The following is a 23588-nucleotide window of genomic DNA, read 5'->3' as shown; positions in this document are numbered from 1 at the left end:
TAGAAAATGTCTTCTTTTTTTCTTGACATTAAACCTTTTCTAAGGTGTATGCATAAGGCGACAGATGGTTTATTTATTCCTATATCAGAAAATCAAATTGTGAAACAGTTCACAGTAATACCCATTATAATTATTTGTTGCGAAGGAATAATAACGGGGCTTATTGTAAACAGCAGTATCATTCAAATACTGTTGGGCTGTGTAATGCTTGCATCCCTGAAGGAAGAACTGATGCTGACAGAAGACTTTCAAAAGGAGAATCAGGAACGAATCCAGGAATTTCTCTTTGAAGGCGGTGCGGAAATTATGGCTGCTTATTTAAAAAGCCGTCCCGGCAAACAGGAAGAGATTCGAAGACTGGTGGTGGCGGAGCTTCTGGGAAAATTCCAGGAACTAAAATACCCAGATGGGGACTTGGAGCGTGAAATTGCATATCCAATAACCCCGGAAACAGAAAAAAATGGAAGACAGATCTGTGCCGGACTTCTGGACGCTTCCTTGCAAGAGAAGAAACTGGCCTTCTGCCAGTCATGCAGATCGGAGAAATTCCTGTTTATTCCTGTCTATCGTATATAGATGGAACAACTAATGAATGTCTACTTTCCTGTTTTGATTCCAACAAAAAACTTCTTTTTATTGAAAAAAACGGGGAAACGGTATTCCGGGCAATTCTTCGTCTTACCAAAGGTTCCTATGAAGGAGAGGCAAAGAGGAAAAAAATAGAATTTGCCGATATGTTAGATACTGCCGCTTCAATTGCATACATAGTGAAGAATTCTTCATTTACAAAAAGAATACTACTTGCACTATTTTCCTGGGATTGTTATCCTTATAGAAGTGATTTTGCAAGAGAAAGAAGCGTTCGGCCAGTGCCCTGATGTATCAGATGACCGATTTGCAGAGAACGGGAGAGGACTATGGAAAAAATAAGTTTTAATGATGTGATTCTTTTAAACGAAGCGTTATCCGATAACCAGTTGAATTTCCGGGTACATTTACGAAATGTTTCCGAGAGACAGGCAATCTGGATTGAACCGCTTGGTATTTGTGCCTGCGAAGGGCGTTATGATAAGCTGTATGAGGTAATCGAAAAATATTTTCAGGAGAAAGGGCGAAAGGTAGTCTATACGGATGGGAAAATGGAGTTTACCTTAAGCTAAATATTTAGATGAGAAGTTAAGAAAGATTGAAAGAAAGGTTATGTAAAAATGAAAGACAGATTAAACGATGAAGCATTTATGAAAAAAGCAATTGAACTTTCCCGCCTGGCAGTTGCACATGGCAATGAACCATTTGGTGCAGTGCTTGTCAAAGATGGCGAGATTGTATTTACAAATGAAAATCAGATTTATACGAAACATGATCCCACTTTTCATGGCGAAGCGGGGTTGATCCGGGAATTTTGCGCACAGACTTCTATCACAGATCTGCATGAGTATACGCTCTATTCAAGCTGTGAACCGTGCTTCATGTGCAGTGGTGCAATGGTCTGGGTAAAACTTGGAAGGCTGGTCTATGGTGCAAGTAATATGGAACTTGAAGGTGTCCTTGGAAACGAAGGATGCGATTGTTCGAAGATCGTGTTTGAGCATTCATTTTGGAAACCACAGGTTACTGCCGGGATTTTGCGGGAAGAAAGTCTGGAAGTACTAAAAGCGTATTTTAAGGATCATACAAAAGGGTGATAAATTTTTACGCTTCCAAAAGCACACAGATCATGAGGAGAATTTGAAAATGGCAAAATTATATTTCCGGTACGGAGCAATGGGAAGCTCGAAATCAGCAAACATACTAATGGTCCGTTATAACTACGAAGAGCGCGGCCAGTATGCAGTATTATTAAAGCCAAGAACAGACAACCGGGACGGAGAACTTAAGATCCAGTCCCGTATGGGATTATCTGCTTCAGCAGAATACGTGGACGAATTTTTAAAAGAGATTTCCCAAACCTGGAAAGAAGAAAATAAAGAATACAGGTATCAGGGAAAGAAAGTGGATGCAGTTCTGGTAGATGAAGCACAGTTCCTTTCGGAAGAGGAAATAGACATTTTGTCTGATATTGTGGATTTTTATAATATCCCAGTGATCTGCTACGGCCTCCGTACTGATTTCCGCAATCATTTATTTCCTGGCTCCAGACGTTTGATGGAGATTGCAGATGTCATAGAAGAGGTGCCGACTGTCTGCTGGTGTGGAAAGCGTGCACAGTGTAATACCCGATATGCAAATGGAAAAATTGTACGGGAGGGTGTGCAGATCATGCTTGGTTCCAATGAAAGTTATGTGGCACTTTGCCGGAAACACTACAAAGAAGGTAAATTGTGGAAAGAAGCTGGTGAAGAAAAGAAAACCAGCACCAGGAGGAATGTATAGATGCAGCATGAATGTAAGATAACGGTTTTAGAAACAAAGGTATTTCCGGAACTTCAGGAAAAATATCTGGCAGATCCAAAGTCCGGGCCATGTCCCTGCTTTAAAGCGGGTGATACTTTTCTTCTGAAAAGAACCCCCAAACAGGATGATTTTTATCATCTTATGAATGGAAAATTTTGTGGAGAAGCCTGGGATGCAATCAGCCGGTATGTCTATACTGCATTGCAGGGCGGTTCTATTATGCATGGGTGGACAAATGACGAGAGAATGATGATTACCTGCTGTAATGATGGGACAAGACCTGTGATTTTTAAGATTGAAAGAATTGACATTCCGGAAAATGAAGAAGAAAAGAACTGGCTTGAAAAACAGAATTTTAAGAATACTGCTGAGAATGCATATACAGGATGAAATATAAGCTGCAAATTGTTTTGGGAATTGATGGATTCCTTGCGTTTATGGTATGGCGTCTGCATCAATTCTTTTATAAAAAATTGAATTGCGGAAATAAAAAAGCAAAAAAATAGTTTTGAAAGATGATTCATAGGAGCAGCATATGTACAACTTATTCCCTGATAAAGAAGTAAACTGCAATAGAATTCAGATACCAAGAAGAGATGGAAAAAACATGCCGGCGTTGCTTGTTTCCCCCAAAAAGAAAACCTTAAACGCACCTGGAATCTTATGGATACATGGTGGCGGTTATGTGACCGGTATGAAAGAAATGGTACATATGTCCCGGGCAGTTGATCTGGTAAAAAAGTATGGTGCAACGGTTCTTTCACCAGGCTACCGGTTATCTTTTGTAAAGCCATATCCGGCAGCAGTCGAGGATTGTTACGATGCACTTTTGTACCTCAAAAATCATGCAGGGAAATTTGACATAAATAAGAATCAACTTATGGTAGGCGGCGAAAGCGCCGGAGGCGGATTATGTGCTGCCCTTTGTATGATTGCAAGGGATAAGGGGGAAGTTCAGGTTGCATATCAGATGCCCCTGTATCCAATGCTTGACAATCTGGATACCAAGACGTCCGCCAATAATCATGGAAAGGTGTGGAATACCAGAAGAAACCATATCGCATGGAGGCTATATTTACGGAAAAATGCAAAAAAAGTGGTATCTCCCTATGCGGCTCCGGCCAGACAGATGGATTATACCAATCTTCCCCCAGCATATACCTTTGTTGGGAATGGAGAGCCGTTTTATTCAGAGACATGCACTTACATAGAGAACCTGCAAAAAGCAGGAATCGATGCACAGATGGATGTATATGAAAGCGATATGCATGCTTTTGATATGCTAAAGCCAGAATTACAGGTAAGCAAAGAAGCGGCAGCAAAGTTCAACCTTCATTTTGAACATGCGCTGAAACATTACTTTGCAGAAAATTAAAATAGATTTTGATAGTTCAAATGAAAATTGTACGTTAGGATTGGAGAAAAGTAAAGAAATGAAACAATATATCGTGGATGCTTTTACAAATGAACCGTTTTCCGGAAACCCGGCAGCGGTTTGTGTGATGGATCATTGGCCGCCTGAGAAATCTATGATGAAGCTTGCCATGGAAAACAATCTTTCCGAAACAGCATTTATTGTAAAAGAAGAAAAAGGCTACCATTTAAGATGGTTCACACCGGGAATGGAAGTGGAATTATGCGGGCATGCAACACTGGCTTCTGCTTTTGTGATCCTGAATTATTATGAACCCAAAAGCGATACGGTTGTGTTCTATACTCTTAGTGGTGTACTGACGGTCAGGAGAAAAGAAAATCGGTATGAAATGGATTTTCCAACCTATGAGCTCAGAGAAATCCCAGTTACGGATGCAATGGAAAGGGCATTCGGGGTACGGCCACTAAAAGCAGTTCTGGGGCTTGATCTGATCTGTGTCTTTGAAAAGGAAGAACAGGTACGGAAGATGCAGCCCGACCAGACACTTTTAAAGGAAATCGAGGGCAGAATCCAGAATGCTACAGCGGCAGGAATAAATGTGGATTGTGTTTCGCGGAGCTTCTGTCCGAAACTATCCATTGCAGAAGACCCTGTATGCGGGTCTGCGCATTGCCAGATCGCTGCGTACTGGTCCAAGGTTATGGACAAGCCTGCGATTAAAGCGTATCAGGCATCCAGACGTGGGGGATATCTTTACCTTGAACTTCTGGATAATGGAAGGATAAAGATCAGCGGAGAAGCCGTATTGGTTGCGGTTGCAGACATTAGGGCAAAACTATAAATGGAGCTATCGAAGTTTCCTTTTAATAAAAGAAATACTAAGAGAAGTAAAGAAACTTTATCGTATGGATGAAAGAGGGATAGAACATGTGCGGAAGGTATTATATTTCGGAAGAAACCTATCAGGATATACAACGTATTGTCTCCCAAGTTGAGCAGAACATAAAGAAAAAAAGCCAGACCATGGACGTTCATCCTACGGAAAGAGCACCCGTTCTTGTATGGAAGGAGCCAGGAAAGCTTTGTCTGACCGAGAAAACCTGGGGATATCCGGGGTGGCAGAAAAAAGGCGTGATCTTTAATGCCAGGGCAGAGTCTGTAAAAGAGAAACGCATTTTTCAAAATGGGATTTCCTATCACCGGGCAGTGATTCCAGTAAGCGGCTTTTATGAATGGAACCATCAGAAAGAAAAGAATACCTTTTACCGAAAAGATAAAAATACCATGTATCTGGCAGGATTTTATGACCGGTTTGGTATGGAAGACCGTTTTATCATTCTTACGACACAGGCCAATGATTCCATGAAACTGGTACATGACCGGATGCCGCTGGTTCTGGAAAGCAGCCAGGTTGTTCCCTGGCTTAGTGAAAAGGAAAGTGCAGGAAAACTCTTGCAGCAAGAGCCGGTTTCATTAGAACGCTATACGCCCTATGAGCAGCAGTCTTTGTTTTGAAAATAGAATCCCGAAAAAAGCTGGTATGTGAATCATTCACAGAACCAGCCTTTTTATTTTCGCACAAAATGGAAAATAGGATCGGTATTAAAACCAAGGGTTTATTCCGATAAATTGGACACAACGAAAAAAAGGAGGAAAAAGAAACATTTACCACTTTACATCCGATAAGTGAGGCTATATAATATGCAAAATAGAACATATGTTCTTGACACAAGAGAGGTGAATCCTGTGGAACGAAAAATCTTACACAGTGACGCAAATTCATTTTATGCCAGTGTGGAAATGCTCTATCATCCTGAACATGCCGGAAAGCCACTGGCGGTTGGGGGAGATCCTGAAGCCAGACATGGAATCATACTGACGGCAAATTATATTGCCAAGCAAAAAGGGGTAAAGACAGGGCAGGCTATATGGCAGGCAAAAAGTGCTTGTCCAGATCTGGTTGTTGTTCCGCCCAGGATGGATCTTTATCTACAGTTTTCTTATATGCTGCGGGAGATTTATGGAGAATATACGGATCTGGGGGAGCCTTATGGATGTGATGAAGCGTGGCTTGATGTGACTGGAAGTACCTCCTTAAAAGGGGATGCAAAAAAGATTGCAGAAGAAATCCGCAGGCGTGTAAAAAAGGAATTGGGGATCACAGTCAGTATTGGAATCTCCTGGAATAAGATTTTTGCTAAGCTTGGAAGTGATTATAAAAAACCAGATGCGGTTACGGAATTTCATAAAGAAAATTACCAGAGTATCGTCTGGAATCTGCCTGCAGCTGACCTTTTGTATGTCGGAAGATCTACCAGAACGATGTTAAATCGTTATGGGATCAAAACCATTGGGGAAATTGCAAGGTCTGATCCGGATTTTCTGGAGCGGCTGTTCGGGAAGATGGGACTGGTATTATATTCCTTTGCAAATGGCTGGGATGATTCTCCTGTTGCACCGGAAGGATATGCGGCTCCCATTAAATCCATTGGAAACAGTACCACCACACCAAGGGACTTAGAAACGAATTTAGATGCAAAGATCATATTTATGGCACTTGCGGAAAGTGTTTCTGCAAGGCTTCGGAAACATGGCTTTAAGTGTAACGTGGTATCTATATCCATTCGTGATAATGGCTTATATTCGTTTACAAGACAGCAGAAATTGAAACAGTCGACAGACATTACAAATGAGATTTTTAACGCTGCCTATCAGCTGTTTCTAAAGAACTATGACTGGAGTCATCCGGTTCGGAGCCTTGGAGTTCGGGCAGAGGAACTGGTTCTTGGGGATGTGCCGGTACAGCTTGATCTGTTTACCAGCGTGGAGCAGAGAGAAAAACAGGAAAAAATGGATCGCGCGGTGGATGAGATCCGCAGACGGTTTGGCTATTTCAGTGTACAGAAAGCATTTATGTATCAGGATAAAGCCCTGGCAAGTCTGGATGCGCAGGGAACCCATACAGTTCATCCAGTAGGGTATTTTAATGGGAGGTAGAAGCAGATGGAAAATTTAAAAGTTTATGTGGATGTATTAGTAAAGATGGATAAAGATGGGGATATGACACCTGTGGAGTTTGTTTGGGAGGATGGCACCACCTACCAGATCGACCGGATAAAAAACAAAGAGCGCTGTGCCAGCCGGAAGGCCGGAGGAACCGGAATCCGGTATACCGCTATGGTAGGAGGAAAAGAATGCCATTTATACTATGAATTTGATAAATGGTTTATGGAGCGGAGGGTTTCTTAAGAAGCGAAAAAGTATTTATAATTACTAGAATGTGCACTACATGTAATGTAAACAATGAATTTTATGTCTGGGAAAGGAAGATTCAATGACATAATGATAAAAAAATGTTATACTAAAAATATTAAGAAATATAAAGGAGCGTGCTAATATGAAAATAGGAAAAATAGTGATTGACATTTGTCCATATTGTGGTGGAACAAATTTTAGGTATGGATATCAAAGTGGCGATTGTAGATTATATGGTGCAAACAGTTTTTTAAATAATCAAGAACCAATACATCATTTAGTGTGCGAAGAATGCGGCGCAATAATATTGTCATGGGTGAAAAATCCAAGAAAATATCCTAAAGATATACCAGATAACGCTTTTTAATATTGTTATTAACCATAGACGAGGTACTAATGAGTAAAAAAATAAAAGATATTCTGGATTTTTTAATGAATCAGGGAAAAGAACTAACAAGATAAGTACTAGAGGAAAAATTAGAAGAAGCATATAACCAAGGTAGGCTAGATTACGCTAATGAATGGATTGGGAAGACTGTAGATGCCATTTATGGCACCACTGTTATGGAAATTGATAAAAGAAAAAATAAGCTTGCAAAAGAAAATTTTTATAACGAACCATCAATGGAGGCTCAAATAGAAATGAGGTCATATGATATGACATTTGAACTTGTTACTCAAATTACAAAAAATTTTAGTAAAAGTAATATAGAACGGGAGATATTGAATAATATTTAAGTATTATTAATGTTTTATCTGAAAGTTCCATTGTATGTTTTTATCACTTTGTGTTGTAAGGGATTTTGTGAAAAACTATATAATGGAATGGTGAAGATTAATGCTATGTTGAATAATGGAAAATGATTTACAGTTATACAGCAATAACACAATATATATGCGAAATAAGTTGACACATACTATATATTGTGCTATTCTACAATTGAATTATCGTTTATACATAGCAGACTCTATGTAATCAAATTTTATTCCGGTACCTTGCCGGGATTATATCTTTTAGAAGACTCTGGAAAATAACAGGAAGACATCAAAAATCAAAAGAATGGTTTTTGGTGTCTTTTTTTGTTGTTTGAAAATAGCCAGAAAAGAATTAGAGCTGCAAATACCAAAGAAAGGAGCAACCGATAATTCACAGCAAAGAACACCAAAAAAAGGAGGACAAGAATGGAAAAACCAACATTAGAGTATGACGGAAATCTGGGAAAGGAACAGGTACAGCTTCTGGTGAAAGCGTATTTCCACGAAAAACGGCTTTATATCGGGCTTATAAAGGGAAAGGGTGGAGAAACAGAGCTGTTTGACGATCTGACAGTAAACCTGCCAAATGAAAATCTGAAGGAGGGCGAAGCATTCATTTCAGATTTCGACTGTAAACACAAGCTTCAGTTTATCCGTAAGAACCAGCTTGGAAAAGTGCTTCAGGAGGTAGGACATTCTGGCTTTTGTGATTACCGGAAGGTGCAGTTTGATCTGAAACGTCTGGAAGAACTGGACCCGGAGGGAACCAGGGAATACATCCTTGAAAATGAAAAATTAAAAGGCATTGCGAACGAAAGGGTGATGCAGGATTAAAGACGATGAATACGCAGGCTATGTCTGCCTTGTGATCGCGATTGTGTGTGGCCTGAACGCCACAGAAGCCTGGAAGCTGTATGAATATGGTCCGGAGCATCCATTATGTAAAAAAAATGCTTGCCCGGAAGATACGGGACTCCTCTTTAAAGAAAATGGAGCGAAAATCACGTGGAAAGGTCATGCAGCAGCTTTTTAAGCAAGGCTACAGTAAGAATGCAATTGCAGAAGCATTTGAGTGTTTTCCGGCTACGGTCAGTGAACGGATCAAAAATGAAGAAAGGGAGGAAACGAATGACAGACCAAAAAGAGATTGCAGGAATTTTCAATGATTTTCTTGGCTTATATAACGGCAAGAACCCAGTCGGACTCCAGGAACTTCTCCAAAAATACAAGTGCCATCCGGTACTGCTCGGTCTATTGTCCAATATGGACTCTGCCGCAAAGATACCGGTGAGCAGGGCAATGAAAGAAATTTATGATTTCTATAAACTTTATAGAAACCGTGACCTGGAGGAAACGGACTGGAAGAATGTAACCGCCCTGGTAGCAAAGTTGGACGAAAAATGGAAAGAGAATCCGTGGGTCAGACAGGTGCTTCTGGATATGGTAGGGCTTCTGGACTCTGACGATCAGGAACGCCGCAAAATTGAAAAGGAAGTAGCTGCGGAAATGGAAAAAGCACAGCAGGCAGCAGCTTAAAAAGGAGGAACCACGGATGATCGAGAAACTTGTAAAGACGGCTGTCGAGATTAATAGCCTTGCAAACCATTACCGGCAAGGGAAGAATACGGCGGCACTTCGGAAACTGGCAATGGAGCATGGCGTTTCAAAGGAAGATACGGATGCATTCATTGCGGGAACGCGATACTGCTTCAAGCAGATACCGGTAAGCCAGAAGAACTATCAGACTTCCACAGAAAAGTTAAGTGAAGAGATGCTGGTCTTAAAGGACCCAGAGTTTGCTTCGGTGATCGGTACTTATCTTTTAAACCAGGCGAAAGAAGATCAAGAACTGGACCAGCTGATCCTGCAGCCACATAAGTCATTACAAAGATGTATGGATTATATTCTGGAAAAAGCTTATCAGGCTGCATTGGAACGGGCAAAAAAGAAGGGACGTGACAAAATCCCGGAGCGTTCCGGAATCGGGATTGCACATACAGAAGTATTTGCCTGGGCGAATCAGTATTTTTATGTGGATGACCTGAAAAAAGTCCAGGAAAAAGAGAAAAAAGAAAAGGAAGAAAACCGGAAATCGTGGGAAAAGACACGCGCGGAAACGGCCCGGTCTGGTGTCTCCCATAATAAGAATGCGACTAAAAAGAAAGAGGTTTCGGAAAAAAAGGATGGAAGTGGATGCAGTATTATAAAGCCAAAGAAATCAGCAGAACCGGAACAGCTTTCTTTATTTTCATTGTAGGAGGAACGGATGATCGCATACAAAGGATTTGAAAAAGACCTGGTGTGCAGGGGCTATCAGTTTACAAGGGATAAGGTGCATGAGACGGACCAGGCAAACTGCCGGGAAAATGGATTTCATTGTGCAGAAAATCCATTGGATTGTCTTTGCTATTACCGGGACTGGAAAAACTCCGTTTATTACCTGGTGGAAGCCTCGGGGGATCTGGATGAAGACGGTGCGGACACCAAGATTTCCTGTACCAGGATGCGCCTTTTAAAAGAACTGGATTTTAAAAGGCTTCTGCTTCACGGTGTCGCATATATGGAAAAACACCCGGAACGTCCCTGGAACCAGTATGTACAAAAAGAAACCGGGACCAGTTACAACGGTTTTGCCATTGTACGGGGAAAGGCTCCGTCTGCCAAAGGAAAAAAGCAGGATCTTCTGTTGCTTTTAAGAGAAGAACCAGACAACTGCCAGATTGTAGAAATCAAGCTGATCGAGGTGGATGGCGTAGAGTATCAGGAAAATAAATGGTATGGAATGGGCTAAAGAAAGGAAAAGAAGGCTTATGGAAAAGTATACCTATGAGGAATTTGTGGAAGAATTAAGGCGCTTTTTGCTAAGGGAATTGAATCTGCGGGAGAAACAGATCTATTTTGAAGCAAAGGATGAAAACGGAATGACACCAACCGGTGACCGCTTATTTATAGAATGCTATGCAAGTGCAGCAGGAAAGGAAGTATGCGGTGTACACATTGAAGAAATGTATGCGGACTATCAGGATGGTATTACTGTGGAAAAAATTGGATCTCAGGTGAAAGAGGATATTATGAAAATGAAAGCGTCCGGGCTTTTGGAAAAAACAAAAGCGCTTAACAGTTACCAGACTGTCAAGAAGGATTTATTTATCCGGCTTTTAAATAAAGAACAGCATCAGAAGGAACTAAAGACAGCGGTGTACAAAGAAATCGGAGATATAGCAGCTGTACTGTATATGAAGCTTGGCGACCGAGATAACCATACCACTAGTATGAAGATCCGAAAAGGACATTTGGAAGAATGGAATATCACACAACAGGATGCCTGGGAAGATGCAGTAAAAAACACGTTTTGCATGGCGCCGCCAAGAATCTATATATGGGAAAAGCTTCTTTTTAATCCATATTACAAAGGCGAAGATTTTATGGGCGATGAAATATACTGGTTAAATCAAAAAAGAGCTATTATCGGTTTGTGTCTTTCAACTACTGTTCGCACAAATGGTGCGGTGGCTGTATTTTTGCCGGGGGTGGCCGAACGGCTGGCAGATCTTTTGAATGACAGTTTCTACATTGTGTTTACAAGTATTCACGAAGCAATGGTACATCCGGTTAAATGTATGGATCCAGAAGTCCTGCTTCAGAAGGTGCGGGAAACAATTGAAGAAGCAACACCCAAAGAATATTTTCTAACAGAGAATCTGTATATTTACAACAGAGATCAGAGAAAATTTGCGCAATATACACCCAAAACACCGGTTATAGATTCGTGTATCCATGAAGATCCCGATGAAAAATAAGTTAAGAATGAATTTGATACGGCGGGGATTCCTGCCGTATCTGTCGTTAAAGGAGTCAAAATGGAGGAAGAAAAATACAATCTCATTACGCAGGAACTTCTGTTGGCAGGTTATTGTGCGGAACATCATCCAGATTATGTCGTCATTCCTGCTGGAAGATGTGGAGCCTCACCACTTGATAATACAGATGGAGGATTTGTCTACAGTAGAAAGTATCTGGAAAATGCGGTATTTGTAACAGGATGTGGTCTGTCTGTACGTTATCGTGAATGCATTGGAAGACTTGACTATATGGACCGGATGTTTTGTGCTGAAAATGATAACGTGATCGTGAAATGTCCAAAATATAAGAAAGTCTGTGCAGATAACGATCCACTTCTTAGCAGTGAAAGCAATTATCTGTGTTTTTGCGTCTGCCATATGGCTTCGGATTACACCTATGAAAAAAACATACAGCACCTTACAGAAGAAGCTGACCAGTTAAAGGAAGAACGATTCGAGAAATTTAAAGCCAGGTATAAGAACCGGATCTGTCTGCATCATATGCAGTACGATTATAAAAAACAGGAATGGAGTATGAACTACAATCCTTTGGTTTGTGTCAGCACATGTGGTCCCGGTCATTACTGTAGTCTGCGAGGAAAACAGCTTTCTGCACAAAAGGGTAATGTCTTTTATGATGTAAAGGTTTCTACATTACGAAAAGACGGGACTTTATTTGATGGGGAACCCATTACCAGTATCATCAAAGGAAAGAAATTTCTTAAAAAGCAGACTTCTCTGGATATCTGCAAGGCAGTGATCAAAATGAACGCCAGAGCTATCTTTCAAAAAGAATGGGAGAATGGGTATTCCAGACTGGTACTTACTGATCCGGATCTGAAACTGGAAATTTTAAATGTAAGAAGTGCAGCACGTGTACATCGTGACAAAGAACAGGATCTTTTGGAGCAAAAAGAAGGAATTCAGATCTGTTATGAATCCGATATGCAAAAGGCAGTCCGAAGGGAGAAACAAAAGCAAAAAGAAAAACGCCTCCAGCGGGTTCAAAGAAAAGTCCAGATAAAAGGGCTTGAAGCTTTAACGGATGCGGAAAAACGGTTTGTTGGGAAAAGACTGACAAAGGAGCAGATTGCACAGCTAGAACGGAAAAGGTGCCAGAATCAAAAGGCTATTAAAGAGGAACAGCAACTTTCTCTGTTTGAATACGAAAAAGAAAGGAACGAACCCTATGAAAAAACAAAAGCTCTGGAAACTGAAACAGTTAGAAGCAACGGATGAAATGCTGGAACTGGCCGGTAAGGATATTCCGGTGATTACAAATGTTCCCTATGAGAAAATGGAATATCCAACTGGTTTATATGTACGGACGGAACTGGAAGATAATATTTTAAAAGTAGGGATTTTCTTTGCCGAGATTCTTGCAGCTGGTGGAAGGCGTCCTTCCTATACGTTATTTATCGATCCGAAAAAAGAGTGTTTTACCAGTTACGATTATCGGCTGAAAAAGTGGACAGATAGAATGCTGGATAAGCTGGATTTTCCAAAAGGAGTGAACTGGAAGCATACATGGTGTGCGTCCGACTGCCAGGAGAGAATCTGGAAAGCAATCGGCAACGGATATAAGGACGAGAATGTGTATCTTGGAATCCTGGAATACCAGGAGCATTTACGGAGAAAAAAGTGTCTGGAAAAGCACCGGAAACGAACAGATGCCTGGGATCGGGTTATGAAACAGGTACATGAAACGCCAAAAGACTGGAACAGGTGGGTAAGAAAAGTCGGTATCACACAAAACTTTATCTTTTACCAGTATTCCAGAAAGAAAGAGACTACAGGATACTGTACCTGGTGTGAAACAGAAGTTTCCATAAAGAAACCAAAACACAATCAAAAAGGAACCTGTCCGCACTGCCGACATCAGATTCAGTATAAGGCAGTCGGCAGACAGCGCAGGGTAAGAACCGAAGAGGAGACCGCCTATCTTTTACAGACATGTGGAGATGGGCTGGTTGTCCGCGAGTTTATAACCTCGGCACAGTACGATATGCTTGCTTATAAAAAACCAATGTACCATTGCTGGGAACAAAGAAGATTTGTTTATGACGAACATACGCCTACTGGAACGGAATATTATATGGGGTATTACCAGGGAACCGATGAACACAGGTGGATCTGCGGCGTACTGGAAAAATATAGTTCCTATTCTTGGGGCAGGAAGGAAGAGGCATCTTGTTACGAGGGGAAAATTTATAAAAAATCACTTCATGGAATGAAGAATAAAATTTTTAAAAGAAGTGGGTTTTATGAATACCTAGGAAAAAAGGAAACTGCAAAGCCAGTCTCATATTTTTACGTGTTAAGTCGGTCTCCTTATTTGGAACAGCTTGTAAAAGCAGGACTGGGAAGCCTTGTAAAACAGCTTATGGAAAAGAAAATTACAATTGATTATAAGAAATCGGGTTCATTGGGACATGCCCTTGGAATTGATAAATTCCGTTTGGACAGACTGAGAAAGAATAATGGTGATCACTTATTCCTGCAATGGCTGCGCTTCGAAAAAAAGCATGAACAGGTAATAAAAGATGATGTCATTACCTGGCTGGCGCAAGCAGAAATCAGTCCGGAACAGGTGACCTTTATTCTGGACAGGATGCGGCCTGAGCAGATTAAAAATTATCTGAAAAAGCAGTCTGCAAATAGCAGGAAAACTCCCAAAGAGCTTGTTGATACCTGGAAAGACTATCTGGGAATGGCATTAAGACTTGGAATGGATGTAAACGATGCCATTGTATTCCGCGTAAATAAGTTGGAAAAGCGCCATAATGAGGTTGTCCAGATGATTAAAGACAAAGGTTTGGCACTAAAAGCCTGTGAAATCGTACAGAAGTTCCCGGATATTGATTCCATCTGTCAAAGCCTGAAAAAGTATGAATACAAGTACCAAAATTTTCAGATTATAGCCCCACAAAGGGTGGAAGACATTCTGGAAGAAGGAAGTGAACTGAAACACTGCATCATAGGAAAAGATACTTATTATGAGCGGATTGCAAAAAGGGAATCCTATCTTTTGTTTTTACGGAAAACAGAGGCTCCTGAAAAGCCCTATTATACCCTCGAAGTAGAGCCGAATGGTACAGTGAGGCAAAAGAGAACTTATTACGACCGCCAGAATGCGGACATTGAGCAGGCGAAAGTGTTTCTTTTACGCTGGCAGAAACAGCTTACCAAGAAGCTAAACAAGGAGGATAAGATTCTGGCATTTAAGAGCCGGGATCTCAGGAAAAAAGAAATTGAGGAACTGCGCAAGAATAAGGTAAAAGTGAACGGTTTTGGATATCAGGGGAAACTGCTTGCGGATATCTTAGAAGAAGATCTAATGGAAGTTGCTGCCTAAGCAGCAAAGAAACAACGAAAATGGAACTTATTAAAGACAGGAATGAAATTGACACAAATTTTTATGGATGGTATCATAAAAATGGCATTTGGCAGCAGACACTGCATAAACTCTTATTCCAGTTTGGACTGGAATGTATGTGATAAATAACCGTAGAGTGTGTATCTTTGCACCTGGAAATCATGGAAGAGATGATTTTCAGGTGCTTTTTGTTTTCTGTCAAATGTCATAATATATTACCTGGAAAGGGGGAATCAGACTCCTGCTTTGTGTCAAATTCCTGTTTTGGAAAGGATGTAGAGGTTATGCATAAACCCAGACGAAGAACAAATTATTATGAACGCTTTTATTTTGAATATGACGGTATGTTATATAAAAGTAAAAAAAATTGCTGTGAACAATTAGGACTTGAATATGGTTCTGTATTAGGTTATCGGCGTGTAAATAATTGCTCATTTACAGAGGCAATTGATCATTTTAAAGGCTTACAAGAGGAACAGCAGTTTATTTTTCGCAACCGAAAATGGCTGAGCCTTCAAACGTGCTGTGATTATTATGGATTAAATAAGTATAGTGTACTCCATTATAAATATGATTATGGGTTCACAATACAAGAATCACTGGAAAAAGCAATTAAGCATGCAGAACAATTAAAATTCAAATATAAGGGAAAAACCTATCCTTCTTTTCCACAGTGTTGTAAACAAATGGGGATACCAACAAATACAGTAAGAAAATGCATGAAAGAAACAGGAAGGTCTAAAGCGGTTGCATTAACTTATTGTATAAAAAAAGCGGAAGAAAGAAAGTACGGAAATCCGTCTCCATTTATTTACAGAAATAAAGAATATCCAAATGTTGCTGTGAATACAATATAGAGCCGGAAAAAGTCAGACAAAAAAGCAAGGCTTTGGGTGTTCCTTTGCAAAGGGCGCTTGATTATTTCCTGTTAGAACATCCTGTGCGAAAAAAAAAGAGTTTGATAAAAATCTTTCGGAATCCACATCGGAACTGTGTAGAACATATGGGATTAAACGATCAGATATATATAATTATTTGCGCAGGAACAATTCTTCGAAGGAAGAAGCCATTAAACACTATATTGAACTTAATGCAACAGTTGGTTCTGAACCGATTGTTTTTCAAGGTGTTGAATATGTGGATCTTCGTGAATGTTGCCGTATGTTGGATATTTCTTATAGGTGGGTGTGCGAAAAGATTTTGAATCAAGAATTAAGTGTAGAAGAAGTCCTGCTTTATTATAAAGGAAAAAAAGAAGCTCTTCGCAAGATGGAAAAAGAGCCGATCCGCCTGGAAAACGGAGTTCTTTATAATAATCTTGCTGAATTTTGCACAGCATTAAAAATACGGAAAAAGGATATTTATGGGTATATATATGCAAATGACTGTTCAGTATCTGAAGCGGCAACCTACTATGCGGACAGACAAATGGTGTCTGAAAAAGAAATTCCTCAAATAGGAGATCACATCTATAAAGACCTCCGTGAGTGCTGCAAGGATCAGAAGGTTCCATATCGCTGGGTATGCAATAAGATGCTGCAGGAAGATGTTTCTGTCCAAGACGCTGTCCAATATTATAAAAGGAAACAAGAAAAGAGGCAGCAAAAGGCTCAAAGGCAAGTTCCTGTCAAAGGCAAAATGCCTGAACCACAGCATGTTAATGTTCTGGGAAAGAAATATGAATCAAAGGAACGCTGTTATAAAGGTTTGGGGATAACCAAAAAGTCGGTTCAAAATCATATGAAGAAAACCTCCTGTACGTTTGAAGAAGCTGTCGTATATTGCTATGAGAAAAAGCTGGAAAAACAATTTGAATTTCGTGGGGAAATCTATAAAAGCTATAATGCCTGCTGCACTGCGTACAATCTTGCGCAGGAATATGTTGCGATAAAAGCAAAGCGGGAAAAAATAACAAGACAGGAAGCTATGGAAAAACTATTAGCACAACGAGAATCTGAAAAAACTATCTAAACAGAACACAATTTCGAAAGGAGAACAGTTATGTTGAAAAGTAGAGGCGGACGAGAAGAAAATGAGAAACTTCTTCTTTCAGTAAAAGAAACTTGCGGACTTACCGGATTATCTGAAAAGACAGTGCGAACTTTAATGGCAGAAAATGATTTTACAGTTCGGATTGGACGAAGAACCCTTGTTCATAAGAAAAAATTTGAGAAATGGCTGGAAAAACAGGAGGCTTGAATATTTTTCGGGAACGTGTTAATATTCTGATGTACTTGTGATCTGGTCTGGAAAGGATGAATACCATATGGGTAAATCTTTAAAAGGCAAGGAATTAGGACGTGGTCTTTATCAAAGATCAGATGGGCTGTACGTAGCTAGAATTTATTTAAAAGGTTCCCCGAAACCTATTTATATATATGATAGCAACCTGGCCAAACTTAAAAAGAAACGCGACCATGAAAAGGCAAGATATATTATTGGACTAAGTGTAGATTCAAAAAAATATACAGTTGCAGAGTGGTTTGAAGAATGGATGAGACTCTACAATGTAGGGCGTTTGAAAAACACGACTGTAAATGGGTATGTGGACGGATTTGAAAGAGTAACAGACATTATAGGATCGGTGAGACTGAATAGTCTCACCCCTACCCATATCTATAATATGATAGAGTTTTTGCAAAAAGATGGATATGCAGAAACCTCTGTGATCCACTCTTTAGCGATCGTGAACTTACTCTTAAATAGTGCTGTGGAGAACAGAATGATTCCTATGAATCCCTGTAAGGGTCTTACTATTAAAAAGCCGGAAGAGGCAGTAATTGATCCACTTTATGAAGATGAGGGAAAAATTCTTACAAAGGAAGAAATCGAAACCTTTCTGTCTGCTGCCAAAAAAAACAGATATTATGAGGTGTTTTATATTATTTTAAACACTGGGATGCGTATTGGAGAACTGGCAGCTCTTATGTGGGAAGACATTGATTTTCATGCACACCGAATCCGCATTTACAAAACACTTAATAAAACTACGATATTTTATGATGATAGTAAGAGAAGAATCGAAAATCCATATAATATCAAACAAATAACAACACCCAAAAAGAAGGCAAGTTATCGTTGGATTCCTATGTCTAAGAGTGTTGAAAATGCCTTTTTATCCTGGAAAGCAAAACAGGATGCGGATAAGGTGAAATATGGAACAAAATGGGGAAAAGATAATGCCCTGCTTGAACAATATCCAAACCTGGTGTTTACAACACAGCCAGGGAATCCTTTTCTTCCACAGTATGGTTCCCGGGAATGTTCGCGTATATTGAAGATTATTGACAAAAAGGAAATAAAACGTGCGGAACTTGAAAATCGCGAGCCACATCTTTATAGTGTGTATCCGCATAAGTTTCGGCATACCTTCGTCACCCGAATGAACCAGTCAAACATGTCGCCATTTACAGTGCGTAAGATTGCTGGTCATTCAAATGTAAATATGACGAACTATTATACACATCTGGAAAAGGAGTATATTTCAGAAGAGTTTAATAAATTTATAGCCCGTTATGAAGAGGAAACATGTGCTCCTGTTTTAGATGATACAGCAAAGGAATAAGATGAATACAAATACAAATGAAACGAAAAATGAAAAAACCGTGCAGAAACCGTGCAGTAACACTTCTGAAAATGGCGTAAACCCGCATAAAACAAGGACTTCCGCGAAGAGTGTGAACATGTCACCGATGATGGTGGAGTATTGCAAAAAAAAGGAAGAATACAAAGATTGTATTCTTTTTTATCGTCTCGGTGATTTCTACGAAATGTTTTTTGACGATGCCCTTCTGGTATCCAAAGAACTGGAATTAACATTAACAGGTAAGGACTGTGGCCTTGAAGAACGTGCGCCTATGTGTGGAATCCCATTCCATGCTGCAGATACTTACATTAACCGGTTGATCGAGCGTGGCCATAAGGTTGCAATCTGTGAGCAGGTAGAAGATCCAAAGAAGGCAAAAGGTCTGGTTAAGCGGGAGGTTATCCGTGTTGTTACACCGGGAACTACCCTGGATGCCACATCACTGGATGAATCGAAAAACAATTATCTGATGTCCATTGTTTCCATAGCAGACCGCTTCGGATGTGCCATAGCAGATATTACCACAGGTGACTGCTTCCTTACAGAAATACCAAACAGTCAGAAATTAATTGATGAGATTAACAAATTTGGGCCGGCAGAGATTATCTGCAATGACTCTTTCTTTATGAGTGGGGTTGATACAGATGACCTGAGAGAACGGCTTGGAATCTGTATTTTTTCTCTGGATGCCTGGTATTTCGATGACGACACCTGTAGAAAAGAATTAAAAGAACACTTTCATGTAAGCAATCTGGATGGGCTTGGAATCAGTGATTATGACAGCGGAATTATTGCAGCAGGAGCTCTTTTCCTGTATCTGAAAGAGACACAGAAAACGGCTCTTTCCCAGATGACGACTATCCGGCCATATACAGCAGAACGCTATATGCTGATCGACAGTTCCAGCCGCCGCAATCTGGAATTAGTCGAGACTCTCCGTGAAAAACAAAAAAGAGGTTCTCTTCTCTGGGTACTGGATAAAACGAAAACCGCCATGGGCGCCCGTACCCTTCGCTCCTTTGTAGAGCAGCCCTTGATCGATGCAGAAGAAATCAATCGCAGACTTACTGCACTGGAAGAACTGAATAAAAAACCGATGCTCCGGGATGAGATCCGGGAATATCTGAATCCTGTTTATGATCTGGAACGTCTTGTGAGCCGTATCAGTTTCAAATCTGCAAATCCGAGAGATATGGTAGCATTCGCCTCTTCCCTGGAAATGATTCCCTACATCAAACAGGTTCTGAAGGACTTTGAAGCTCCGGTTCTGAAAGAAATCTATGAGGATATGGACAGTCTTGAGGATATTACCAGTCTGATCAAGAGCGCAATTGTAGATGAGCCACCTCTTGCACAGAAGGATGGAGGTATTATCCGGGAAGGCTTTAACGAAGATGTAGATAAATTCCGTACTGCCCGCACAGATGGTAAAAAATGGCTTACAGAGCTGGAAGCAAAAGAGCGTGAACGGACGGGAATCAAATCCTTGAAAATCAAATATAACCGTGTATTTGGTTATGCACTTGAGGTTACCAATACCTTTAAAGACCTGGTGCCGGAGAATTATATCCGTAAGCAGACTCTGGCAAATGCAGAGCGTTACATTACGGAAGAACTGAAAAATCTGGAAGATATGATCCTTGGAGCAGAGGATAAGCTTTATGCACTGGAATATGAACTGTTTTCTGAGGTGCGTGATAAAGTCGGACAGGAAGTCATCAGAATCCAGCGTACCGCTAAGGCAATCGCCGGGCTTGATGTTTTCGCATCCCTTGCTCTTGTGGCAGAACGGAATCATTATGTGCGCCCGAAGGTAAATGAGGGCGGAGTCATCGATATCAAAGGCGGCCGTCACCCGGTAGTGGAGCAGATGATCGATAATGATATGTTCATTGCAAATGACACCTATCTTGACAGTAACAAAAAGCGTATTTCCATTATCACCGGACCGAACATGGCAGGTAAATCTACCTATATGCGCCAGACTGCACTCATTGTTCTGATGGCGCAGATTGGTAGTTTTGTTCCGGCAGACAAAGCAACCATTGGAATTGTGGACAGAATCTTTACCCGTGTAGGGGCTTCTGATGATCTTGCCAGCGGACAGAGTACTTTCATGGTGGAGATGACGGAGGTCGCCAATATTCTTAGAAACGCTACGGCAAAGAGTCTTCTGATCCTGGATGAAATTGGCCGTGGAACCAGTACTTTTGACGGGCTTGCTATCGCCTGGGCGGTGATCGAGCATATCAGCAATACAAAGCTTTGCGGAGCGAAGACCTTGTTTGCTACCCATTATCATGAGCTGACAGAGCTGGAGGGAAAGCTATCCGGTGTTACCAATTACTGCATTGCGGTCAAGGAAAAAGGAGATGACATTGTTTTTCTCCGTAAGATCGTGCAGGGTGGTGCAGATAAGAGCTATGGAATCCAGGTGGCCAAGCTGGCAGGAGTCCCGGATTCTGTGATCAACAGGGCGAAGGAACTGGTGGAGGAATTAAGCGATGCGGACATTACTGCTGCTGTAAAAGATCTTACCTCCCAGAAAAAGAAACCGAAGGTCGAGATGGATATGGCACAGATGTCCTTGTTTGACACGGTTCAGGATAATGATATCATTGAAGAACTGAAAAATATCGACATCGGAAACCTGACACCGATGGAAGCGTTAAATACTTTATATAATCTTCAGAATAAGATAAAAAACCGATGGTAAAAACCAAAGGAAAGATGGTACACTATAAACTGAAAAGAGAACAGTCACCTATATTTATATATGGAAAATATGGAGAAAAACTTTGAGAAAAATTGCAGTTTTAGATAAACATACCATTGATAAGATTGCAGCAGGGGAAGTGGTTGAGCGGCCTTCTTCTGTTGTAAAAGAGCTTGTAGAAAACTCTATTGATGCCGGTGCTACCGCTGTAACTGTGGAGATTACAGATGGTGGGAAAAAGCTGATCCGTATTACGGATAATGGTGGTGGGATTGAAGCTTCCCAGGTGCCAACAGCCTTTTTAAGCCATGCTACCAGCAAAATAGAAAAAGTGGAAGATCTGGAGAACATAGCCTCACTGGGATTTCGTGGTGAGGCTTTGTCCAGTATTGCCGCGGTTTCCCAGGTGGAGCTGATCACCAAAACACCTTCTGCTATCAGTGGAGTGCGGTATGTGATCGAAGGTGGGGTAGAACAAAGCCTGGAAGAGATGGGAGCGCCCGATGGAACCACTTTCCTGGTGCGAAATCTGTTCTATAATACGCCAGCCAGAAGCAAATTCCTGAAATCCGATTCCTCAGAGGCCAATTATATCGGAATAATGATGGAGCAGCTGGCACTTTCCCATCCAGAGATTTCGTTTAAATATATCCAGAACAAGCAGGTGAAGCTGCATACCTCCGGGAATTATAATGTAAAAGATGTTATTTATAATGTGTATGGCCGTGGTATGGCAAAAGCCCTTCTGGAGGTCTCTTATGAAAATGATTTCATGAAAATTGAGGGCTTTGCCGGGAAGCCGGAAGTTTCCAGAGGAAACCGGAGCTTTGAAAATTACTATGTGAATGGCAGATTTGTGAAAAATAATATTATCACCAAGGCAATCGAGGATGCATACAAGGGTTTTGTGATGCAGCATAAGTTCCCCTTTGTATCCCTTCAGATTCAGATGACAGGAAATGATCTGGATGTAAATGTACACCCGCGGAAACTGGAAGTCCGTTTCGCGCGAGGTGCTGAGGTGTATGATGCAATTTACGAGGCTGTTCACAATGCATTGATTCACCGGGAGCTGATTCCGGTGGTCCCGGTTGGAAAGGAAGAACGTAGTCTGAAAGTGGCACCAGTGAGCCGTGGTGCAGTTCCAGAGCCTTTTGAAAAAAGCCGCAGGACAGAGGCTGATTCTTCCAGCCAGGATAGAAATCAAAATCATAGTAGTGTTTCCGGAAACTATCAAAATCGTAACAGTGTTTCCGGAAGCTATCTGCAGAGCAGTGCACTCCGGGAGCGGGCAATCTATCAGACGAAGCCGTTCACACGGGAAGAAGAAGCTCTTTTTGCCGGAACGTTGAAAGCGGCAGCGGATGAACAGGCTGTCCAGGAGAAAACTTTAACCGGACAGAATGATCCAAAACAAAATGAAGTAAAACAAGATGATCCAAATCAAAACGAAGTAAAACAAGATGAAGCAAAACAGAATGAATTAAAACAGAATAAAACTGCGCAGGACGAAGCCTGGAAGATAAAACCAGAACAAAGCGAATCAGAGCAGGTCAGTCCGGAGCGAAATGTAGCAGAAACTGTGCAACCTGTTTTTCAAAAGAAAAATACAGATGTTCAGCCGTTACAGGAACAACCAGAACCGAAATCACAGGAACCTCCCCAGCAGCTCGAACTTTTCCAGGAGAAACTTCTTGCGCCAGAATCAAGAAGCCGGCACAAACTGATCGGTCAGCTTTTTGACACTTACTGGCTGGTGGAATTTGAAAACCAGTTTTATATTATTGATCAGCATGCGGCTCACGAGAAGGTGAACTACGAGCGTTTTGTGAAACATTTTAAAGAGCAGACCATTGAATCCCAGTATCTGAATCCGCCTCTTGTGGTAACCTTAAATATGGATGAGCAGGCCAAGCTCAAAGCCAATGAAGAATATTTTACCAAATATGGGTTTGAGATTGAACCTTTCGGCGGACGGGAATACTGTATCAGTGCAGTTCCAACGAATCTGTACGGGTTTCATGAAGAAGAGCTGTTTCTGGAAATGCTGGACAATCTGGGAGGGGAAGGTACGAAAGATGCTTTTGACCTTTTCACTGCAAGACTTGCCACAATGGCCTGTAAATCAGCAGTCAAAGGAAATCACCAGATGTCAGCTCTTGAGGCAGATAAACTGATTGACGAACTTCTTGCCCTGGACAACCCTTATAATTGTCCGCATGGTCGTCCTACGATCATTGCTATGACAAAAACAGAAATTGAAAAGAAATTTAAACGAATTGTGTAAC

The 23588-nt window shown here is 41.0% G+C and carries 25 protein-coding genes; all 25 read left to right on the top strand.

All coding sequences use genetic code 11. The annotated features are described in order from the left end of the window. Positions 1-231: 231 nt before the first annotated feature. The 25 genes from ACTQWB_RS05590 (at position 232) to mutL (ending at position 23587) form a co-directional block, all read left to right on the top strand. Positions 232-576, top strand: coding sequence for a hypothetical protein (locus ACTQWB_RS05590; RefSeq protein ID WP_441500759.1), 345 nt, complete (start codon positions 232-234; stop codon positions 574-576). A gap of 341 nt (positions 577-917) precedes the next feature. Beyond that, positions 918-1160: an RDAC family protein gene (locus ACTQWB_RS05585; RefSeq protein ID WP_441500760.1), complete on the top strand. Its 243-nt coding sequence runs from the start codon at positions 918-920 to the stop codon at positions 1158-1160. Positions 1161-1208: 48 nt separating this feature from the next. Then, positions 1209-1685 carry a nucleoside deaminase gene (locus ACTQWB_RS05580; protein WP_441500761.1) on the top strand — a complete coding sequence of 159 codons (477 nt, stop codon included), beginning with the start codon at positions 1209-1211 and terminating at the stop codon, positions 1683-1685. Between the two features lie 49 nt (positions 1686-1734). Further along, positions 1735-2373 (top strand): thymidine kinase, encoded by a 639-nt coding sequence (locus tag ACTQWB_RS05575; protein ID WP_441500762.1) that lies wholly within the window; start codon positions 1735-1737, stop codon positions 2371-2373. Further along, positions 2374-2784 carry a TIGR04076 family protein gene (locus tag ACTQWB_RS05570; protein ID WP_441500763.1) on the top strand — a complete coding sequence of 137 codons (411 nt, stop codon included), beginning with the start codon at positions 2374-2376 and terminating at the stop codon, positions 2782-2784. It begins immediately after the preceding gene. Positions 2785-2929: 145 nt separating this feature from the next. Then, complete coding sequence (locus ACTQWB_RS05565) at positions 2930-3769, top strand: alpha/beta hydrolase (RefSeq protein ID WP_441500764.1); 840 nt, start codon at positions 2930-2932, stop codon at positions 3767-3769. Between the two features lie 58 nt (positions 3770-3827). Beyond that, complete coding sequence (locus ACTQWB_RS05560) at positions 3828-4610, top strand: PhzF family phenazine biosynthesis protein (protein WP_441500765.1); 783 nt, start codon at positions 3828-3830, stop codon at positions 4608-4610. An 86-nt stretch (positions 4611-4696) separates the two neighbouring features. Then, positions 4697-5284, top strand: a complete 588-nt coding sequence (locus tag ACTQWB_RS05555; protein ID WP_441500766.1) for an SOS response-associated peptidase — start codon at positions 4697-4699, stop codon at positions 5282-5284. 186 nt (positions 5285-5470) lie between these two features. Continuing rightward, a complete protein-coding gene (gene dinB / locus ACTQWB_RS05550) occupies positions 5471-6766 on the top strand; it encodes a DNA polymerase IV (protein ID WP_441500767.1) in 1296 nt (431 codons plus the stop codon). A 6-nt stretch (positions 6767-6772) separates the two neighbouring features. Next, complete coding sequence (locus ACTQWB_RS05545; protein WP_441500768.1) at positions 6773-7018, top strand: hypothetical protein; 246 nt, start codon at positions 6773-6775, stop codon at positions 7016-7018. Between the two features lie 148 nt (positions 7019-7166). Next, positions 7167-7391 (top strand): hypothetical protein, encoded by a 225-nt coding sequence (locus tag ACTQWB_RS05540; protein WP_441500769.1) that lies wholly within the window; start codon positions 7167-7169, stop codon positions 7389-7391. 815 nt (positions 7392-8206) lie between these two features. Next, positions 8207-8614 (top strand): DUF4313 domain-containing protein, encoded by a 408-nt coding sequence (locus ACTQWB_RS05535; protein WP_441500770.1) that lies wholly within the window; start codon positions 8207-8209, stop codon positions 8612-8614. Between the two features lie 80 nt (positions 8615-8694). Beyond that, positions 8695-8946: a hypothetical protein gene (locus ACTQWB_RS05530; RefSeq protein WP_441500771.1), complete on the top strand. Its 252-nt coding sequence runs from the start codon at positions 8695-8697 to the stop codon at positions 8944-8946. Further along, positions 8909-9316 carry a hypothetical protein gene (locus tag ACTQWB_RS05525; RefSeq protein WP_441500772.1) on the top strand — a complete coding sequence of 136 codons (408 nt, stop codon included), beginning with the start codon at positions 8909-8911 and terminating at the stop codon, positions 9314-9316. Before ACTQWB_RS05530 ends, ACTQWB_RS05525 begins: the two co-directional genes overlap by 38 nt. A gap of 16 nt (positions 9317-9332) precedes the next feature. After that, positions 9333-10037, top strand: a complete 705-nt coding sequence (locus ACTQWB_RS05520; RefSeq protein ID WP_441500773.1) for a Cas9 inhibitor AcrIIA9 family protein — start codon at positions 9333-9335, stop codon at positions 10035-10037. Positions 10038-10046: 9 nt separating this feature from the next. Then, on the top strand, positions 10047-10571 hold the full coding sequence (locus ACTQWB_RS05515; RefSeq protein WP_441500774.1) for a DUF7666 domain-containing protein: 525 nt from the start codon (positions 10047-10049) through the stop codon (positions 10569-10571). A 19-nt stretch (positions 10572-10590) separates the two neighbouring features. Continuing rightward, positions 10591-11580, top strand: coding sequence for a DUF5688 family protein (locus tag ACTQWB_RS05510; RefSeq protein WP_441500775.1), 990 nt, complete (start codon positions 10591-10593; stop codon positions 11578-11580). Between the two features lie 60 nt (positions 11581-11640). Then, positions 11641-12861 carry a hypothetical protein gene (locus ACTQWB_RS05505; protein ID WP_441500776.1) on the top strand — a complete coding sequence of 407 codons (1221 nt, stop codon included), beginning with the start codon at positions 11641-11643 and terminating at the stop codon, positions 12859-12861. Beyond that, positions 12812-14977 carry a PcfJ domain-containing protein gene (locus ACTQWB_RS05500; protein WP_441500777.1) on the top strand — a complete coding sequence of 722 codons (2166 nt, stop codon included), beginning with the start codon at positions 12812-12814 and terminating at the stop codon, positions 14975-14977. The genes ACTQWB_RS05505 and ACTQWB_RS05500 overlap by 50 nt, the downstream gene beginning before the upstream one ends. A 305-nt stretch (positions 14978-15282) precedes the next feature. Then, complete coding sequence (locus ACTQWB_RS05495) at positions 15283-15855, top strand: hypothetical protein (protein WP_441500778.1); 573 nt, start codon at positions 15283-15285, stop codon at positions 15853-15855. Positions 15856-16426: 571 nt separating this feature from the next. Beyond that, entirely contained in the window at positions 16427-16969 is a 543-nt protein-coding gene (locus ACTQWB_RS05490; RefSeq protein ID WP_441500779.1) for a hypothetical protein, read from the top strand. A 30-nt stretch (positions 16970-16999) separates the two neighbouring features. After that, positions 17000-17197, top strand: coding sequence for a helix-turn-helix domain-containing protein (locus ACTQWB_RS05485; RefSeq protein WP_441500780.1), 198 nt, complete (start codon positions 17000-17002; stop codon positions 17195-17197). A 67-nt stretch (positions 17198-17264) separates the two neighbouring features. Further along, on the top strand, positions 17265-18563 hold the full coding sequence (locus tag ACTQWB_RS05480; RefSeq protein ID WP_441500781.1) for a tyrosine-type recombinase/integrase: 1299 nt from the start codon (positions 17265-17267) through the stop codon (positions 18561-18563). Between the two features lie 127 nt (positions 18564-18690). After that, on the top strand, positions 18691-21300 hold the full coding sequence (mutS, locus tag ACTQWB_RS05475; RefSeq protein WP_441500901.1) for a DNA mismatch repair protein MutS: 2610 nt from the start codon (positions 18691-18693) through the stop codon (positions 21298-21300). A gap of 82 nt (positions 21301-21382) precedes the next feature. Then, a complete protein-coding gene (mutL, locus tag ACTQWB_RS05470) occupies positions 21383-23587 on the top strand; it encodes a DNA mismatch repair endonuclease MutL (protein ID WP_441500782.1) in 2205 nt (734 codons plus the stop codon). Position 23588 lies beyond the last annotated feature (1 nt).

This window comes from Blautia sp. HCP3S3_H10_2 (genome assembly GCF_052122375.1).
In the GTDB taxonomy this organism is placed as follows: Bacteria; Bacillota; Clostridia; order Lachnospirales; family Lachnospiraceae; genus Blautia_A.
This window is presented reverse-complemented; position numbering and strand designations above follow the sequence as displayed.

What these genes read in the sequence shown, in the direction of transcription:
- ACTQWB_RS05590 (WP_441500759.1), top strand. Translation starts at nt 232, where the DNA reads ATGCTGACAGAAGACTTTCAAAAGGAGAATCAGGAACGAATCCAGGAA.
- ACTQWB_RS05585 (WP_441500760.1), top strand. Translation starts at nt 918, where the DNA reads ATGGAAAAAATAAGTTTTAATGATGTGATTCTTTTAAACGAAGCGTTA.
- ACTQWB_RS05580 (WP_441500761.1), top strand. Translation starts at nt 1,209, where the DNA reads ATGAAAGACAGATTAAACGATGAAGCATTTATGAAAAAAGCAATTGAA.
- ACTQWB_RS05575 (WP_441500762.1), top strand. Translation starts at nt 1,735, where the DNA reads ATGGCAAAATTATATTTCCGGTACGGAGCAATGGGAAGCTCGAAATCA.
- ACTQWB_RS05570 (WP_441500763.1), top strand. Translation starts at nt 2,374, where the DNA reads ATGCAGCATGAATGTAAGATAACGGTTTTAGAAACAAAGGTATTTCCG.
- ACTQWB_RS05565 (WP_441500764.1), top strand. Translation starts at nt 2,930, where the DNA reads ATGTACAACTTATTCCCTGATAAAGAAGTAAACTGCAATAGAATTCAG.
- ACTQWB_RS05560 (WP_441500765.1), top strand. Translation starts at nt 3,828, where the DNA reads ATGAAACAATATATCGTGGATGCTTTTACAAATGAACCGTTTTCCGGA.
- ACTQWB_RS05555 (WP_441500766.1), top strand. Translation starts at nt 4,697, where the DNA reads ATGTGCGGAAGGTATTATATTTCGGAAGAAACCTATCAGGATATACAA.
- dinB (WP_441500767.1), top strand. Translation starts at nt 5,471, where the DNA reads ATGCAAAATAGAACATATGTTCTTGACACAAGAGAGGTGAATCCTGTG.
- ACTQWB_RS05545 (WP_441500768.1), top strand. Translation starts at nt 6,773, where the DNA reads ATGGAAAATTTAAAAGTTTATGTGGATGTATTAGTAAAGATGGATAAA.
- ACTQWB_RS05540 (WP_441500769.1), top strand. Translation starts at nt 7,167, where the DNA reads ATGAAAATAGGAAAAATAGTGATTGACATTTGTCCATATTGTGGTGGA.
- ACTQWB_RS05535 (WP_441500770.1), top strand. Translation starts at nt 8,207, where the DNA reads ATGGAAAAACCAACATTAGAGTATGACGGAAATCTGGGAAAGGAACAG.
- ACTQWB_RS05530 (WP_441500771.1), top strand. Translation starts at nt 8,695, where the DNA reads ATGAATATGGTCCGGAGCATCCATTATGTAAAAAAAATGCTTGCCCGG.
- ACTQWB_RS05525 (WP_441500772.1), top strand. Translation starts at nt 8,909, where the DNA reads ATGACAGACCAAAAAGAGATTGCAGGAATTTTCAATGATTTTCTTGGC.
- ACTQWB_RS05520 (WP_441500773.1), top strand. Translation starts at nt 9,333, where the DNA reads ATGATCGAGAAACTTGTAAAGACGGCTGTCGAGATTAATAGCCTTGCA.
- ACTQWB_RS05515 (WP_441500774.1), top strand. Translation starts at nt 10,047, where the DNA reads ATGATCGCATACAAAGGATTTGAAAAAGACCTGGTGTGCAGGGGCTAT.
- ACTQWB_RS05510 (WP_441500775.1), top strand. Translation starts at nt 10,591, where the DNA reads ATGGAAAAGTATACCTATGAGGAATTTGTGGAAGAATTAAGGCGCTTT.
- ACTQWB_RS05505 (WP_441500776.1), top strand. Translation starts at nt 11,641, where the DNA reads ATGGAGGAAGAAAAATACAATCTCATTACGCAGGAACTTCTGTTGGCA.
- ACTQWB_RS05500 (WP_441500777.1), top strand. Translation starts at nt 12,812, where the DNA reads ATGAAAAAACAAAAGCTCTGGAAACTGAAACAGTTAGAAGCAACGGAT.
- ACTQWB_RS05495 (WP_441500778.1), top strand. Translation starts at nt 15,283, where the DNA reads ATGCATAAACCCAGACGAAGAACAAATTATTATGAACGCTTTTATTTT.
- ACTQWB_RS05490 (WP_441500779.1), top strand. Translation starts at nt 16,427, where the DNA reads ATGGTGTCTGAAAAAGAAATTCCTCAAATAGGAGATCACATCTATAAA.
- ACTQWB_RS05485 (WP_441500780.1), top strand. Translation starts at nt 17,000, where the DNA reads ATGTTGAAAAGTAGAGGCGGACGAGAAGAAAATGAGAAACTTCTTCTT.
- ACTQWB_RS05480 (WP_441500781.1), top strand. Translation starts at nt 17,265, where the DNA reads ATGGGTAAATCTTTAAAAGGCAAGGAATTAGGACGTGGTCTTTATCAA.
- mutS (WP_441500901.1), top strand. Translation starts at nt 18,691, where the DNA reads ATGATGGTGGAGTATTGCAAAAAAAAGGAAGAATACAAAGATTGTATT.